This is a genomic window from Corynebacterium sp. p3-SID1056, from assembly GCF_025152525.1.
In the GTDB taxonomy this organism is placed as follows: Bacteria; Actinomycetota; Actinomycetes; order Mycobacteriales; family Mycobacteriaceae; genus Corynebacterium.
The window spans coordinates 14,274-29,262 of the sequence record NZ_JALXXL010000017.1 but is presented as its reverse complement, the minus strand read 5'-3'; the positions used below and the strand labels follow the sequence as shown (position 1 = coordinate 29,262).

Here is a 14,989-nt window from a genome sequence, read left to right as displayed (position 1 = left end):
TCACCACATGGTCGAACACCAACACGGAGGCGAGACCACCCCGGAGAATCTTGGGTGGTTGTGCAAGTACCACAACTCCCAGGCCGCCCGCGGCACCCGCGGGCACACCGAGCGGCGCGACGGGCAGATCGTGTATGTCTCACCCTACGGCAACGTGACCGCCACCGGCACCGACCACAAAGCCCGGGCCGAACACCGAAAACCGCCCGACTAAAACCCCACGCAAAAGCCCGCGCGCCGGCAACAACCGGCGCGCGGGCAAGCATGCCCGAAAGCGCTACAGCAGGTCGCGCAGCACCGGATCGGCAATCTTCAGCACGTTTTCGCGTGCTTCCTTCGCGGTCGGGGCGTCGACTGCAAAGTTCGCCATCTGGCGGCAGGTGTCCAGGTCGTGCAGGCGCAGCGCGGCGCGGACCGCGTTGACCTTCGACGGTGCCATCGACAGCGAGGTAACCCCCAGGCCGACGAGCACGAGCGCCATGAGCGGGTCGCCGCCGGCCTCACCGCACACGCCGACCGACTTGCCGGTCGCGTGCCCGCCCTTTCCGGTCGCCTTGATCATGTTGAGCACCGGCGGCTGCCAGGGGCTGAGCAGCTCGGCGAGCTCGCCCTGCATGCGGTCGGCCGCCATGGTGTACTGCGACAGGTCGTTCGTGCCGATGGAGGCGAAGTCGGCGATGCTCAGCACGTGCCCGGCGCGGATCGCCGCCGCCGGGGTTTCGACCATGATGCCGACCTTGGGCAGCCCGTAGCCGCGTGCCTTGTCGCAGAACCACTGCGTTTCCTCCACGGTGGCGACCATCGGCGCCATGACCCACAGTTCCGCCTCGGGCACATTTGCGTGCGCGTTGGCCAGGGCCTGCAGCTGGTCGTCGAGGAGATCCTCGCGCTCCATGGACAGTCGCAAGCCGCGGCGGCCCAGCGCCGGGTTTTCTTCCTCGCCGAGGTTGGCAAAGCTCAGCGGCTTATCGGCGCCGGCGTCCAGGGTGCGCACGACCACGCGGCGCTTGCCAAAAGCGCGCAGCACGCGCGTGTACGTTTCGGTTTGCTCATCCACGCTCGGCGCGGAATCGCGGTCGAGGAAGAGGAACTCGGTGCGGAAGAGTCCGGAGCCTTCCAGGTCAAGCTTTGCCGCCTTCTCGGCGTCTTCTGCAGTGCCGATGTTGGCCAAGAGCTTGACCTTGTAGCCGTCGCGCGTCGCGCCTTCGCCAGAGGAGCCAGCCAGCGCGTCTGCGCGGCGGCGGGAACGCTCTTCAAGCTCGCTCACATCGCTTTCCGACGGTGCCACGATGACCTCGCCGACGCCGCCGTCGAGGGCGAGCTGCGGGGCGTCGTCAATTGCACCCAAGATGCCCTTGACCTGCACCGCGGCCGGGATACCCAGCTGAGCCGCGAGGATCGCGGTGTGTGAGGTCGCGCCGCCGCCCTCGGTGACGATGCCGAGCACGCGTTCCGGATCGAGCGTCGCCGTCTCCGCGGGCGCGAGGTCGTTCGCGACCAGGATCGACGGCTCGTCGAGCTGCGGCACGCCCGGCTCGGGCAGGCCGCGCAGGCGCGCAGTCGCGCGGTCGCGGATGTCGTAGAGGTCGGTGACGCGCTCGGCCATGTAGCCGCCCAGTTTGCGCAGCTTGGCGGCGTACACCTCCACCGCGTCGTGCACCGCGCGGGTCACGCCGGTGCCCTTCTTCAGCTCCTTGTTGATGCCGCGGATAAGCCCCCGGTCCGTCGCAAGCGTCGCGGTCGCCTCGAGCACCTGCTTGGAGGTCGCGGAGTTCGCGTGCTCGGCGCGCGCGGTCAGCGAGGCCGCGACCTCGTCCAGCACGCCCGCGACGCGTTCGGCGTCCCCCTCCGCCGCGGCCGATTCCGCCTCGTCGATGCCCACCGGCGCGGTCACCACGGCGACCGGCCCCGAGGCCGTACCAGCGGAGACACCGATGCCGTAAAGAACAGTGCGGTCAGTCATGTCCATCCTTTCGCTCGTTCTCCCCCGAGACTACTCGTCCGCCCGCGACACCTGCAGCCTTGCGACGTGGAGTCCTAGGTAGGCGATCTCGTCGTCGGTAAGCGGCTGTCCGAAGCGCAGCTCCACCACGTGCGCGACCTTGCGCGCGATCGCCATCTCGCGCGGATGCGCGCGCAGCAGCTCCTTCGTGAGCGGCGAATTGCCGTGGTCAAGCTGCGCGCCGCGCGCCAGTCGTACGAAAAGGTAGCGCGCGTGCGTAATGAAGCGGGCAGTGCTTATCGACGCCGCGTCCACCCCCTCGCCCCATTCCGCCCCAATCACATCCAGCATCTGCTGGATCACGCCCGTCATCTGGTACGTGTGGGCGAGGTTGCCGGTGTTGAACCCGGCGTTGACCAGGTGCAGCGTCAGCGCCGTCGCCTCCTCGTCCGGCAACGGCGCTTCAAGTCTGCGGTTGAGTGCGTGCAGCAGGCGCTCCCCCTGCGCTGCTTCCTCCGGGTACAGGTGGGTGACTTCCGCGCGAAGCGGGTACTCCACCGTCGTGCCCTTGCGGGCCCGCTCTGCTGCGCCGACGACGTGGTCCGCCACCGCCGTGACGAGGGTGAGCCGGGAGTGAATCCCGACCTCCTCGAGCGCGTCGGCGACGCGTTCGACGATATCGGTGGGAAGTCCTGCGATCATTTCGCCGGAGTGGTCGGGGTCGCGGCCGTCGAGAGGCACGAAGATGCGCGCCACCCGCGACTCGTCGACAGCCTCGCTCTGCTTTGCGTGAAAGCCCACGCCGCGGCCGGTCACCACCACCGGTTCTGCGCCGCGGCGGGCGAGCACCACATTGTTATTGAACACGCGCAGGATCTGCATGCCCTCTAAGCGTAGTGCTACTTGGTCACGCCCAGGATCGGCTGGCCCGCCGTGACCGTGTCTGCGGCCAGATCATCGACGCCCGTAAGCGTCTTGGAGTTGACGACGGTGGTGATCACGGTCGGGTCGACGCCAGCGTCGATAATCGAGGCGAAATCCACCTCAGCCAGCGGCTCACCGGCACGGATTTCCTGCTTCTTTTCGGCGATCGGGGTGAATCCTTCGCCCTTGAGCTTGACGGTATCGATGCCGATGTGGACCAGGATCTCCACACCGTCGGCGGTCTTGATGCCGTAGGCGTGGCCCGTCTTCGCCACCGAGATGACCTTGCCGTCGACCGGGGCGACCACAGGCGCGTGATCGACCTTTGGCGTGATGCCCACGGCGTGGCCGAGGGCGCCGGAGGCGAAGGCGGCGTCGGCAAGCTTGTCCATCGGTACCGACGCACCGGCGAGCGGTGCGAGCACCTCCTTGGTAGCAGCGGCAGCGGGCGCTGCGGCAGGCGCGACTGCGGGTTCCTCTGCGGGCTCGGCCTCAGCCTGGGCCTCCTCTTCCGCGGCAGCGCGGCGTGCGAGCGCCTCGGCCTTCTCCTCCGGGGTGCGGTAGTCGGTGATGAAGATGATGGTGAAGGCGGTGAAGAAGGCCACCGCAATCGCGATGACGTAGACCCATGCCGGGCTAAAGACCGGGATGGTCAACAGCGAGGTGAAGACGAACGCGTTGGTCTGCACACCGCCGAAGGGGGTGCCCAGGATGGCGATGGTCAGGCCACCGGCGAAGCAGCCCACCAGCATGCGCGGGTAGATGCGCTTAAACCGCAGGTGGATGCCGTAGAGCGAAGGCTCGGAGATACCGCCGAACAGGCCGGCAGCCAGCGCGGAGCCGGCGGTCTGGCGCATGAGCGGGTCCTTGTCGCGCAGGGAGATGGCGAACACGGCAGCTGTTGCACCGAAGCAGGCGAAGTTCCAGGCGCCCATCGGGCCTTGGATGAAGTCGTAGCCGAGCGTCTGGATGTTCACCAGCATCAGGGCGTTCAGCGGCCAGTGCAGACCCAGCGGCACCAGGAATGGGTAGAGCATCGGGATCAGGATGGCAAAGACGAAGGGCGCGTTGCCGTTGAGCCATGCCAGGCCAACGCCGATCCACGCGCCGAGCGCGTAGCCAAGCGGCCCGATGACCAGGGCGGTAAACGGGATCATCACCAACAGCGTGAGGAAGGGGACGAACACCATGTGCACCGCGGACGGGATGAGCTTCTGGAAGCCCTTGTACACCAGCGCCGCCACAGCAGCCATGATCAGCGGCACAAAGACGTTGCCGCCGTACTCCGGCAAAAGCATCGGCGCGCCGAAGACGGTCACGCGGGCCACCTCGCTGCCGAGCAGCGCGTTCTGCGAGATGATCGCGTCCGGGTGCTCGGCCAGCCCCGTGAATTCGGGGGTGAACAGCGCGAACATGATCGCGGCGGGGACCCAGCCGTCGATGCGCAGCTTCTTGCCCGCGTTGTAGGCCACCATCACCGGCAGGAAGTAGAACACGGAGCGCCACATGGCGTCCACGAACTGCCAGGTCGGGGTCTTTACCTCGGCGCGGAAGTCGACCAGGCCGAGGGCGTCGATGACCGCGGCGGCCGCGATGACCAGCGACGCGCCAAGCAGCACGCCCAGGATCGGGCGGAAGGAATCAGACAGGTACTCGAAGAACGCGTCCAGCCACGGCACCTTGCCCTTGGCCTTGGCGCGGTTTTCGGCCTTGACGTCGGCGTCGCTGCGCTGCTTCGCCCCGCGCATCTCGGGCAGCGCCTTGATCTCGTTGTACACATTCGCCACGTCACCGCCGATGATGACCTGGTAGTGGCTGCCGCCCTGCGGTACCGCACCCATCACCTTGGGGTTGGCTTCGAGACGGTCTTTGTCGGCTTTCGCGGCGTCGGCAAGCTCGAAGCGCAAACGCGTCGCGCAGTGCGTCATGCTCACAATGTTTTCCGGCCCGCCGATTCCGGCGAGGATGTCAGCGGCCTGGTCTTTCAGGCTCGCCTTCGTGGTTGCCATCAGTTCGCTCCTTAATCCAAAGAAAAAAGACCTGGGACGCGAAAACGCCCCAGGTCTTGCCCCGCGCTAGGCGGGTAACAACCCTGTTGTTGCCCTCCATCGTAGGCCGGCGTGCACCGCGATAGCAAAGGGCACCACGCCCCATCCGAGGGTAGACAGCAGGCTTGGTGTGCCAGGCAGCGCGAACAGCCCCGTGGTGGCCCACAGCGCCACGCCGGTTGCCCAGTTGCGCGCGGGCGAGCGCACATCGATCGCGGACATCGCGAGCGGGATTAGCCAGATCGCGTAGTAGCCCTGCAGCAGCCCGCCGGCGAGGAAGACGCCGCAAAAGAGCACGCCGAGCGTGCAAAACGCCCACACCGCGCCGAGTTCGCGCCGCTGCGGGAACAACAGCGCCACCGCGGCGAACACGCCAATGAGCACAACCGCGCTCACGGCGACGGTGCCAACAGTACCCAGGCCAAACGCGCCGATCGCGCCGTTGTCGTAGTCGCGCGTTTCCGACAGGTACGGCACGAGCCGCTCGATATACCAGTGCGGGTTGACCGTCGTTGCCCAGCCAATGCCGAACAGCGCCGCGTACGCCGCGACCGCCCCGACAATCACCCACCACTGCGCAAGCAGGAAAGGCACGGCCGCGAGCACGACGAATTGCGGCTTGATCGTCACCGCGTAGGCGAAAAGCAGCGCCGCGACGACCTTCGAGCCGTGGTAGTCGCGCAGGCAGGCGTGCACAAACGCGACCATCACCAGCAGCAGAAAGCCATTGATGTTGGTGAGATACACGGTGGATTGGACCGGCTCCGGTGTGTTGAACGCGATCGCGATCGTCACCAGCGTGAGCGGCACCGCCTTGTCCGGCGCGAGCATCCTCGCGGCCCAGTACACTGCACCGCTTATCGACGCCACACTCGCCCCCACCATCGCCCACCGGCCCACCTCAAACGAGCCAAAGATCGCGAGCGGTGCGAGCACCACGTTCGCGCCCGGCCCGTAAAGATAGTGCGGGTCGGTGGTGGAGTAGTCCTCGTTGTAGACGGGGATGCCCTGGGTGTAGCGCTGCACCGCATCCCAAATCGGCACGAAGTCGGAGCCGTAGCGGGCCAACGGCAGCGTGATCGCCACCCGGATCACGCCAATCAGCGCCGCCGCGGCAAGCAGCCAGAGCGGTACGCGCCGCGGCAGCAGCGCGGTGTCTGCCACCTACGCCTCCGGCTTCACCATCGGGAACAGGACGGTCTCGCGGATGCCCAGGCCAGTCAGTGCCATGAGCAGGCGGTCTACGCCCATGCCGCAGCCGGATGTCGGCGGCATGCCCTGCTCCATCGCGGCGAGGAAGTCCTCGTCCAGCACCATCGCTTCCTCGTCGCCGTCAGCGGCCAGGCGCGCCTGGTCCTCGAAGCGGGCGCGCTGGATGACCGGGTCGATCAGCTCGGAGTAGCCGGTGGCCAGCTCGAAGCCGCGGACGTAGAGGTCCCACTTCTCGGTCACGCCCGGCTTGTCGCGGTGGTCGCGGGTCAGCGGGGAGGTCTCGACGGGGAAGTTGGTCACGAACACCGGCTCGTAGAGCTGGTCGGCGCACAGCTCCTCCCAGATCTCCTCCACGAGCTTGCCGTGGCCCCAGCCTTCGCCCTTGGGCACCTGCAAGCCGATGTGCTCGGCGATCGCGGTGAGCTCTTCAACGGTGGAGTCGATGGTGACCTCGGGCTGGCCCGGGAACTTGCGCCCCAGCGCCTCGTTGAGGCTGGGGTACATCTCCATGACTTTCCACTCGCCGGAAAAGTCGTACTCGGTGCCGTCGGCAAGCGTGACCTTCTCGGAGCCGAAGACCTCGCGGGCGCAGAACTTGACCAGGCCTTCCATCAGCTTCGCGCCGTCCGCGTAGGTGCCCCACGCCTGGTAGGTCTCCAGCATGGTGAACTCCGGCGAGTGCGACTTGTCGACGCCCTCGTTGCGGAAGTTCTTGTTGATCTCAAAGACGCGCTCCAGCCCGCCAACGACGGCGCGCTTGAGGTAGAGCTCCGGCGCGATGCGCAGGTACAGGTCGATGTCCAGCGCGTTCGAGCGGGTCACAAACGGGCGAGCGGCGGCGCCGCCGTGCAGCGTCTGCAGCATCGGCGTCTCGATCTCCACGAAGTCCTCGCCCGTGAGGTACTTTCGCACCGCGGCCATGACCTTGATGCGCGTCATCGCGTTCACGCGAGCCTGCTCGCGCATGATCAGGTCGGTGTAGCGGTGGCGGACGCGCTGCTCCTCGTTCATCTCGGCGAACGCGACCGGCAGGGGACGCAGCGCCTTGGAGGCCATTTGCCAGGATTGGGCCTGGACGGAGAGCTCGCCGCGTCGAGAAGCGATGACCCGGCCCTTGACCGCGACAATGTCGCCCAAGTCGGTGTCGGCCTTCCAGGCGGCGAGCGCGTCCTCGCCCACCTCGGCCAGCGACAGCATGACCTGCAGCTGGGTCCCGTCGCCCTCCTGCAGGGTGGCGAAGCACAGTTTGCCCGTGTTGCGCTGGAACATGATGCGGCCGGTCACGGCCACCACGTCCTGGGTCTCCTGGCCCGGCTCCAGCTTGGTGGTACCGTCGCCCTCGCCTTCGGGCACGGCCTGGTACTTGCTCCGCAAGTCCTTGAGGGAGGTCGTGCGCTCGACGCTGACGGGGTAGGCCTCGAGGCCCGCGTCGAGGAACTTCTGCCGCTTCTCGCGGCGGATCTGCTGCTGCTCTGAAAGATCTTGCGTAGTCACGCCCGCCTATCGTAGTCGGTTAGCGCGGTGCACTCGACTCCACGGTCGTCGTTGTGCGTTTGCCGCCCACAAAGCTCACCGCCGCCAGCGCAATTATCGACGCCACAACGCCCGCCCCGAAGCTCAACGACGCCGACTGCGCCTGGCTCGCACCGCCGGCAACGCTCAGCGACATCACGCCGATAAACACCGCCGTGCCTGCGGCCCCGCCGAGCTGCTGCAGCGTGTTGAGGATCGCGTAGCCGTGGGAGTACAGCGGCTGTGGCAGCGCGGACAGCGAGGCCGTCATCAGCGGCGTCATCACCAGCGCCATCGCCACGTTGGTGAAGATCAGGGTGGTCACGATGAGCCACTGCGGCGTGTTGTCGCCGAGTGCGAACCACAACGTCGCCTGCGATGCGGCGAGGATAAGCGCACCGGGGATGGCGATGGGGCGGGTGCCGGCGGCGTCGTAAAGCCGGCCCGCGATCGGCGAGGCAATGCCTTGGGCCACCCCGCCCGGCAGCAAGATCAGGCCGGTGGCCACCGTGGACAGCCCGAGCGCGCCCTGCAGGTAGATCGGCAGCAGGTTTACGGTGCCGAGGAAGGTACCGAACACCGCGATGACCGCCACCAGCGAGAGCGTGAAGTCGCGGTAGCGCAGCGCGTCCAGGTTCAGCAGCGCCTTGTCGGCCTTGGCCAGGCGGCGCTGGCGCGCGACGAAGATGGCGGTGAAGACGACGCCGACGACGACCGCCACGCCGGGTGCCACCGACTCGCCGGTGACCAGCTGGGTAAAGGTAGACAGACCGTAGACCAGCCCGCCGAACGCGAAGACCGAGAGCAGCACGGAAACTGCGTCGAGCGGGGTCTTGCGGACTTCGCCCACGTTGCGCATGACGAAGATGGCGATGACAACCAGCAGCGAAGGGATCGGCACCATCACCCAGAAGATGTGGTGCCAGGTCCACCGGCTGAGCACCAGGCCAGCGAGCGTGGGCCCGAGAGCCGGGGCCACCGAGATGACCACCGCGTTGAGCCCCATTACCGTGCCGCGGCGCTGCGGCGAGACGACGTTCAGCGTGACCGTAAACAGCAGCGGGATCATCACCGCCGTGCCGGCCGCCTGGATCACGCGCGCGGCGATGAGCACCCAGAACGCCGGGGCGAGTGCGGCGAGCACACTGCCGGCAAGGAAGAGCGCCATCGACAGGAAGTACAGCGCGCGCGTAGTCAGCCGGTCGATGAGGAACCCAGAGGTGGGGATCACCACCGCCATGGTCAGCAGGAAGCCGGTGAGCAACCACTGGGCCACGTCCGCGCTCACGCCGAACTCCGCCATGATCGCGGGCAGGGCGACGGCAACGGTGGTCTCGTTGAAGATCATCATCATCGCGCTGAGCACGAGGATGGCCAGCAGCACCGCCGGGTTTTGCACTACTCGCACAGCGGCAGCCCGAGGCGCTTGTCCTCAGACTCGTGACCGTTGATCACGACGAGGTACTGTTCCTTGTTTTCCGGCACCATCACAAAGGCCGGCGGGTACGCCTCCGGCACCTCGTAGGAGTCGACCGTGCACTCACCGCTGCCCAGGATGACCGCCTCTTCGCGGCCCGGGACGACCTCGTCGCGCGCGTCCTGCGAGACGTACTTCGACACGGAGACGCCCAAGTCCTCGTTGGCGCAGCGGATCTTGCCCTCCTGGCCGGCCTCCGGGGTGGCCGATTCGCACACCAGGTCCTCCCAGCCCTTGGCGCCTGCGCGCTCGGAGACGAGCTGCGGGTACTCCTGGGCGATCTCGGCGTCCGCGCCAGCCCAGTCCTCGCCGCGGTTGTTGTCCCACCACCACCAGAACGCGGCCAGGGCGATGAGCAGCAGCACGAGCACGGCGATGATCCACGGCCACGGGTTCATCCGGTCCTTGACCACCGCGGGGCGCGTGTACTCCCCCGTTGGGCCGTAGGCGTAGGGTGCCGGCGGCTTGCGGTAGCCGTCCTGCGGGCGCGGCGCGACCGGGGTCGCCCCATCGCTTGCCACCGCAGAGGACGCCCCGCCGGCCAGGGCGAGCAGGTAGCCGGCGCAGGAGCCGGACTCGCGCGCGAGCTCGGCGTCGACCGGCTCGCCGGTCATCTCGGCAACCAGGTCGCGGAAGGCGGCGCGGTTGGTATCGATGCGCTCGGCGGTTGCAGTCTCGCCACCGTCGGCGAGCGGGCCGACCAGGGCCATCTTCACCGGCACGGAAGACCACGCGGGCTGCACCAGAAGCTGCGCCGGGTCGATCGAGCGCGCCACGAACTCCGGGTGGCCCTCGCGGTTGTAGGCGTCGATCGCCTCGGCGGCCGGCAGCAAGAGGTCGCGCGCTTCGGCGTTGGTGAAGGTGGTGCCGGCGGCGCGCTTGTCGTCGATAAGCGAGCGCAGCGTCGAGCCCGACGGGGCCTCGCGCAGCACGAAAAACTGGCCCTCATCGCTAATCCCCGCGCCGCGCGGCTGGAAGGTGCCGGGGTGGTCGGACTCGCTGAGCTCGCGGCCGAGCGCGTCGGTGTCGGCGGTGGCGCCGGCGTCGAAAAGCTCGACCTCCACGGCCTGGCCTTCCGCATTCGACGCGGTGTACAGCGTCGACGAGGACGTGCGGCCCGACTGGCGGACCTGCTCGGCGTCAAAGGCGAAACCGTAGCGCTGATTCAGCAGTGCAGCGATGTTGGACACAGACATGCCCAAGAGTGTAGCGCCTGCCTACGCCTCGATGTTTTTAAACCCAACGCCAAGCGGCACGCCCACGTTGTCGATCAAGCGCACGTCCCCCAGATCCACCGCGGCGAGCAGGCGCGCATCCCCGGTCGCGGGGGCCGGCCGCATCGCCAGGTCGCGCAGCTCGAGGTAGGCGGGTGTGACACCCGCGGCCGCGAGCACACCGCGCGCGGTCTCCAGCACCGTCTCAGCACCGTGCTCTGCGGCGTGCGCCCCCGCCGTCAGCGCCGCGCCCAAGGCAAGCGCGGCCTCGCGGTGCTCCGGGGCCACGCGCTCGTTGCGCAGGCTCACCGCGAGCCCATCCGGCATGCGCACCGTCGGCACGCTGTGCAGCTTGACCTCCATCCGCAGCGCCGAGACCGCCAGCTGGGTGGCCACGAGCAGCTCGAAATCCTTCTCGCCGAGCACCAGGTCCGTGGCATGTGTGGCGTTGCACAGGGCCACATGCTTAGCGACGCCACGCTCAACCCCCTCCGCGTCCTCCAAACACTGCCCGCCCGTGGACACCCGCGCCGCGGTCGGCAGCGTGCCGTGAAAGACCACGTCCACCTTCTCCTCAGCGAAGACTGCGGGGACCTCCTCGCCCTCGTAGGAAACGAACACGTAGGAGCCCAACAGCGACTTCGCCGCGCGGATCAGCTCGATATGGCCGGCGTGCACGCCGGTGGACAGCGGCACGAGCACCACTGACTTGCCCACCTTGCGAAACGCGCGCCCGTAGGTGGCGAGCAGTTGTTCGTCGGTGACGACGGTGGCCTTGCCCGGTTCAAACGTCATCTGGATTGTCTCCCTTCATACTTCTCCATTGCCCATACTTGCACGGCCGCATCCCCCGCCTGTTCAGCGGTACGCCGCTGCAGATCGACGAACAGGCGGCGCACGCCTGGGTCTTCGATTGCCTCGTAGAGCGTCTCCAGGGTCGGAATGTCGAGCGGTGCTGGTGCCTCGAGCTGCTCGGGCGCGGGAAGGTTGGGGATGGCGGTGTTCAGTAGCGTGTGGGCGTCGAAAAGCACGGCATGCTGGCGCGCCCGCAGCTCTTGGGCTGCGGCAAGGGTGGGTCGCACCGCATCCGCGATCGGCACCGCGGTCGCGCCCGCCTCTGCGAGCAGCATCGCGATGACGGCTTCTCCCATCTCGTCGGCGGCCGAGGTCACCCACGTCGCCGGCGCGATCTGGTGGGCGCACATGACGATCGCGCGCGAAGTCTCCACCTCGTCGAGCAGCTGCGCGCCTTCCAGCAGCGCGGTGTGGATGAACATCTGCTCCGCGCGGGCGTGCGGGGCAAAGCGGGCAGCCCAGGCGCGGACGGTGGCGGGATCGGCGGCGTCGATGAGGACGAGGTCGACGTGCGCAACCTGGCCGGGATCCGCCGGGTCGAGCGCGATGACGCTGTGGCCGGCGCGCTCGAGGCCGTCGACAAAATCTTCTGCTCCGCCTGTGCCAACCTTGCCGACGAGCAGCCGCGGCGTCATGAGCGCTTGTTACGCGCGATGAGCTCAGCGACGGACAGCGCGCCCTCGCGGCCGGCGTCGCGGCGGCGACGGCCGCCGGTGGGTTCTGCGTCGGGCTGCTCGTGGCGGCCGGTGTGCTCAGGTGCCTCCGGCTTTTCCGGCTTCTGCGGCTCTGCGTTCGCCTTCGTGCGCTCGCTGATCAGCGCGGACAGCGGGTTCGCCTGCTCGCGCTGCGGCTTCTGCCCGATGTTGCCGGCCACGGCGTCGCTGCTGGGCGCGCCGCTCGGGCGCGGGCGACGGTGGCTGCCGCCGGCGGTGTGCTCGTCGGTCACACGGGTGATCTTGGCCGTGTCGAAGTTCGACGGGCCCTTGGTCTCGGTTTTCGGCTCAGTTTTCGGCTCGCGGAACGGCGGCACCGGCTCGCGCACTGGCTCCTCGACCGGGTGGACTGCCTCGCTGGGCTGTGCTGCGGTCGACTTGCTCCAGGTGTCGCGCTCCTCGCGCTCCCCGCGCTGCTCTGCTGGCTCGGGAGCCGGCTCGGCCTGCTCGATTTCCTGGATGCGACGCGCCGCCGCGCGCACGGCCGCCGGCTCGTACTCGAAGACCTGCCCGCGCATCTCCTCCAGCTGGCTGCGCAGGGCCTTGATCTCGGCCTGCAGGTCGCGCAGCAGTTCCTCGTCCACGGTCACAGCGCCAGCCGCACCGGCCGCTTCCGGCGCCGGGCGCGCCTCGAGGCGGGCGAGTTCCTCCTTGTGCTGCGCTTCGCTGGCGGCGAGCGCGCGGGTGGCTTCGTCGCGGTCGCGGCGCGTCTTGAAGATGATGATGAGCCCGGCCGCGGCGGCCCACAGCGCGAGGATCAGCGAGATTTTCAGCGCGTTGGCCGAGTTCGTGAAGAGCATCACCACCGTGCCCACGATCGCGAGCGCGAACGGCACGATGACCCAGATGTTTCCGTTGTCTCTGGACGAAGATTCGGCAGTCATGGTTAGTACCTTAGCTAACCGCTTCCCCGTTGGACGGCGGCGACACCTCGCAGGCCTTCTCCAGCAGCACCCCGGCCACCGCGAGCGCGAGCCCACCGAGCACCCCGCTGGCGAGCGCGGGCAGGTCGTCGCCCGCCGCCGCCAGCACCCCGAGCCGCGGCACCACGTACACCAGGGGCCCGAGGTAGGCCCCGCCGGCGATCGCGCCGACCCACGCGCTGGCCTTGCCAAAGAGCATAAAATTGGCCGCCATCATGGGGTTGAGCTGCGAGCGATCCAGCCCGATGCGCCCGTCCTCGCGCCGCTTCTTCACCACCACCACGAGGTAGCCGCAGGTCAGCGCCAGCACCCAGAGGCTCGAGGGCACCAGAATGCTTATCGACGCCACCGCGCCGTAAAACCTCCGCATCAAAATCAGCGTCGCCGCAGCGCTAAACCCGGCGACACCGATCAGCGCGGCCACGGAGGTGCGCTGCATGCCGCTGCCCGGTTGCTCAGCCATCACTTACCCTCCAGCTTGCGCACACCCGCACGCTCTGCCGGGTCAAGCCCCACGAGCAGGTCGGCGACGCGCTCGCCGCTAAGCGTAGCGTCCGGGTCGATCTCGAGCCAGGGCGCGAGCACGAAGGCGCGCAGGTGGGCGCGCGGGTGCGGGATGGTCAGGACCGGGTCCTCGGAGGTGTAGCCGGAGATGTCGACGATGTCCACGTCGAGCGTGCGCGGGCCCCAGCGCTCGATTCTTACGCGGTTGGCGGCGGCCTCGAGCGCCTGGCATTCGGTCAGGAGTTCGGCGGGGGTGAGTGGGGCGTCGATAAGCAGGCTCTGGTTGAGAAAGTCCGGCTGATCCGTCTTCCCCCATGGCGCGGTGGCGTAGAGCGAGCTTGCGGCGACGAGTGTGTCGGCGAAGTGCGCGCGGACGGAGGCGAGGTGGGCGCGGGAGTCTTCCATGTTGGAGCCGGCGGAGATGACGGCGCGCATGCTACCTCCTGTGCTTGCGGTTGCGGCGGCACACGACGGCGACATCGTCGAAGACCAGCGGGATCGGGGCGTGCGGCTTGTGCACCGTGACCTCGATGGCGTGGAGCGGCATGAAGCGCTCCATGGCGGTGTCGGCGATCTCGGTGGCGACGGTTTCGATGAGCTGGCGCGGGGTCCCGGCGGCCACGTCATAGGCCAGCTGGGCGAGTTCCGCGTAGTTGATCGTCTTGGTCAGGTCATCGCCAGCTGCGGCCTCGGCGAAATCCACCCAGCAGGTGATGTCGATGGTGAAGGCCTGGCCGTGCTCCGTCTCGTGCGGCAGCACGCCGTGGTGGGCATAGCAGACGAGGCCTTTGAGCTCAATGCGATCGGCCATCAGTTGACGCCTCCCTGCCGCCAGCGCGCGGCGACGTCGACTGCGTCGCGGGAGACGGCGACCTCGTGCACGCGCACGCACCACGCCCCGTAATGCGCCGACAGTGCGGTGACGGCGGCGGTGGCGGGGTCGGCGTCGACGGGCCCGTGCTCGAGCCCGCGGTCTTTGCGGATCCCGGTGAGGAAGCGCTTGCGGCTCGCGCCAACCAGGATGGGGAACTCGCCGGCGATGAACTCCGGCAGCGCGTGTAGCAGCGCCCAGTTGTCCGCGGCCGTCTTGGCAAAGCCCAGGCCCGGGTCGAGCGTGATCTGGTCGTGCGCGACGCCGGCGGCAAGCGCGTTGTTGACGAGCTGGGCGAGCACCTCGTGGACGTCGCGCACCACGTCCCCGCCGTGGTCGGCCGCACCCGAGGCGTTGACAAACGCGTCGGCGCGCCAGTGCATCAGGCACACCGGCAGCTTCGTTTCGGCCATCACGCGGTACATATCTGGATCAGCGAGGCCGCCGGAGACGTCGTTGATCAGGTCCACACCGGCCTCCGCTGCCGCTGCGGCGGTGGCAGCGCGCATCGTGTCGATGGAGGTGCGGATGCCGTCGGCGTGCAGCGCCTCGATTACCGGGCGGATGCGGGCGGCCTCCACCTCGGCGGGCACGCGTGTCGCGCCCGGCCGGGTGGACTCGGCACCGACGTCGATGATGTCCGCGCCCAGTCGCACCAGCTCGTGGGCGTGCGCGATCGCGTCGTCGGCGGCAAGCCAGCGCCCGCCGTCGGAAAAGGAATCCTCCGTGACGTTGACAATGCCCATGACCGTGGTGCGCCCGGGCGCCGTCAGCTCAGCCACGCTGACCATCGC

14 protein-coding genes and 1 pseudogene are annotated in these 14,989 nt (G+C 68.3%); 1 reads left to right on the top strand and 14 read right to left on the bottom strand.

Annotated elements, in window-relative coordinates; all coding sequences use genetic code 11:
* Positions 1 to 214, top strand: a pseudogene (locus M3G14_RS11460) (hypothetical protein); the annotation flags it as partial.
* A 63-nt stretch (positions 215 to 277) separates the two neighbouring features.
* Here M3G14_RS11460 and ptsP read toward each other — a convergent pair.
* The 14 genes from ptsP to folP all read right to left on the bottom strand — a co-directional run bounded on the left by ptsP (position 278) and on the right by folP (position 14,986).
* Positions 278 to 1,963, bottom strand: a complete 1,686-nt coding sequence (gene ptsP, locus M3G14_RS11455) for a phosphoenolpyruvate--protein phosphotransferase (RefSeq protein WP_259926662.1) — start codon at positions 1,961 to 1,963, stop codon at positions 278 to 280.
* Positions 1,964 to 1,993: 30 nt separating this feature from the next.
* Complete coding sequence (locus tag M3G14_RS11450) at positions 1,994 to 2,824, bottom strand: PRD domain-containing protein (protein WP_259926661.1); 831 nt, start codon at positions 2,822 to 2,824, stop codon at positions 1,994 to 1,996.
* 17 nt (positions 2,825 to 2,841) lie between these two features.
* The gene (locus M3G14_RS11445; RefSeq protein WP_259926660.1) at positions 2,842 to 4,875 is read right to left on the bottom strand and encodes a glucose PTS transporter subunit IIA; all 2,034 of its coding nucleotides are present in this window, start codon (positions 4,873 to 4,875) and stop codon (positions 2,842 to 2,844) included.
* 66 nt (positions 4,876 to 4,941) lie between these two features.
* The gene (locus tag M3G14_RS11440; RefSeq protein WP_259926659.1) at positions 4,942 to 6,078 is read right to left on the bottom strand and encodes a glycosyltransferase family 87 protein; all 1,137 of its coding nucleotides are present in this window, start codon (positions 6,076 to 6,078) and stop codon (positions 4,942 to 4,944) included.
* Positions 6,079 to 7,620 (bottom strand): lysine--tRNA ligase, encoded by a 1,542-nt coding sequence (lysS, locus tag M3G14_RS11435; RefSeq protein WP_259926658.1) that lies wholly within the window; start codon positions 7,618 to 7,620, stop codon positions 6,079 to 6,081.
* 19 nt (positions 7,621 to 7,639) lie between these two features.
* The gene (locus M3G14_RS11430; protein WP_259926657.1) at positions 7,640 to 9,046 is read right to left on the bottom strand and encodes a DHA2 family efflux MFS transporter permease subunit; all 1,407 of its coding nucleotides are present in this window, start codon (positions 9,044 to 9,046) and stop codon (positions 7,640 to 7,642) included.
* Entirely contained in the window at positions 9,037 to 10,311 is a 1,275-nt protein-coding gene (locus tag M3G14_RS11425) for a hypothetical protein (protein ID WP_259926656.1), read from the bottom strand. Before M3G14_RS11425 ends, M3G14_RS11430 begins: the two co-directional genes overlap by 10 nt.
* 21 nt (positions 10,312 to 10,332) lie before the next feature.
* Positions 10,333 to 11,124 (bottom strand): pantoate--beta-alanine ligase, encoded by a 792-nt coding sequence (locus tag M3G14_RS11420; protein ID WP_259926655.1) that lies wholly within the window; start codon positions 11,122 to 11,124, stop codon positions 10,333 to 10,335.
* Positions 11,121 to 11,819, bottom strand: a complete 699-nt coding sequence (locus tag M3G14_RS11415) for a hypothetical protein (RefSeq protein WP_259926654.1) — start codon at positions 11,817 to 11,819, stop codon at positions 11,121 to 11,123. The genes M3G14_RS11420 and M3G14_RS11415 overlap by 4 nt, the downstream gene beginning before the upstream one ends.
* Entirely contained in the window at positions 11,816 to 12,781 is a 966-nt protein-coding gene (locus tag M3G14_RS11410) for a DUF6779 domain-containing protein (RefSeq protein ID WP_259926653.1), read from the bottom strand. The genes M3G14_RS11415 and M3G14_RS11410 overlap by 4 nt, the downstream gene beginning before the upstream one ends.
* 10 nt (positions 12,782 to 12,791) lie before the next feature.
* Entirely contained in the window at positions 12,792 to 13,283 is a 492-nt protein-coding gene (locus M3G14_RS11405; RefSeq protein ID WP_311201382.1) for a DUF3180 domain-containing protein, read from the bottom strand.
* Positions 13,283 to 13,759 (bottom strand): 2-amino-4-hydroxy-6-hydroxymethyldihydropteridine diphosphokinase, encoded by a 477-nt coding sequence (gene folK, locus M3G14_RS11400; protein ID WP_259926652.1) that lies wholly within the window; start codon positions 13,757 to 13,759, stop codon positions 13,283 to 13,285. Before folK ends, M3G14_RS11405 begins: the two co-directional genes overlap by 1 nt.
* A gap of 1 nt (position 13,760) precedes the next feature.
* The gene (folB, locus tag M3G14_RS11395) at positions 13,761 to 14,135 is read right to left on the bottom strand and encodes a dihydroneopterin aldolase (protein ID WP_259926651.1); all 375 of its coding nucleotides are present in this window, start codon (positions 14,133 to 14,135) and stop codon (positions 13,761 to 13,763) included.
* The gene (gene folP / locus M3G14_RS11390; protein ID WP_259926650.1) at positions 14,135 to 14,986 is read right to left on the bottom strand and encodes a dihydropteroate synthase; all 852 of its coding nucleotides are present in this window, start codon (positions 14,984 to 14,986) and stop codon (positions 14,135 to 14,137) included. The genes folB and folP overlap by 1 nt, the downstream gene beginning before the upstream one ends.
* Positions 14,987 to 14,989 lie beyond the last annotated feature (3 nt).

Excerpts from the sequence above, each read along its gene's own strand:
- M3G14_RS11410 (WP_259926653.1), bottom strand. The coding sequence starts at position 12,781 with ATGACTGCCGAATCTTCGTCCAGAGACAACGGAAACATCTGGGTCATC.
- folB (WP_259926651.1), bottom strand. The coding sequence starts at position 14,135 with ATGGCCGATCGCATTGAGCTCAAAGGCCTCGTCTGCTATGCCCACCAC.
- M3G14_RS11445 (WP_259926660.1), bottom strand. The coding sequence starts at position 4,875 with ATGGCAACCACGAAGGCGAGCCTGAAAGACCAGGCCGCTGACATCCTC.
- M3G14_RS11450 (WP_259926661.1), bottom strand. The coding sequence starts at position 2,824 with ATGCAGATCCTGCGCGTGTTCAATAACAATGTGGTGCTCGCCCGCCGC.
- folK (WP_259926652.1), bottom strand. The coding sequence starts at position 13,759 with ATGCGCGCCGTCATCTCCGCCGGCTCCAACATGGAAGACTCCCGCGCC.
- ptsP (WP_259926662.1), bottom strand. The coding sequence starts at position 1,963 with ATGACTGACCGCACTGTTCTTTACGGCATCGGTGTCTCCGCTGGTACG.
- M3G14_RS11420 (WP_259926655.1), bottom strand. The coding sequence starts at position 11,124 with ATGACGTTTGAACCGGGCAAGGCCACCGTCGTCACCGACGAACAACTG.
- M3G14_RS11415 (WP_259926654.1), bottom strand. The coding sequence starts at position 11,819 with ATGACGCCGCGGCTGCTCGTCGGCAAGGTTGGCACAGGCGGAGCAGAA.
- folP (WP_259926650.1), bottom strand. The coding sequence starts at position 14,986 with ATGGTCAGCGTGGCTGAGCTGACGGCGCCCGGGCGCACCACGGTCATG.
- M3G14_RS11405 (WP_311201382.1), bottom strand. The coding sequence starts at position 13,283 with ATGGCTGAGCAACCGGGCAGCGGCATGCAGCGCACCTCCGTGGCCGCG.
- M3G14_RS11425 (WP_259926656.1), bottom strand. The coding sequence starts at position 10,311 with ATGTCTGTGTCCAACATCGCTGCACTGCTGAATCAGCGCTACGGTTTC.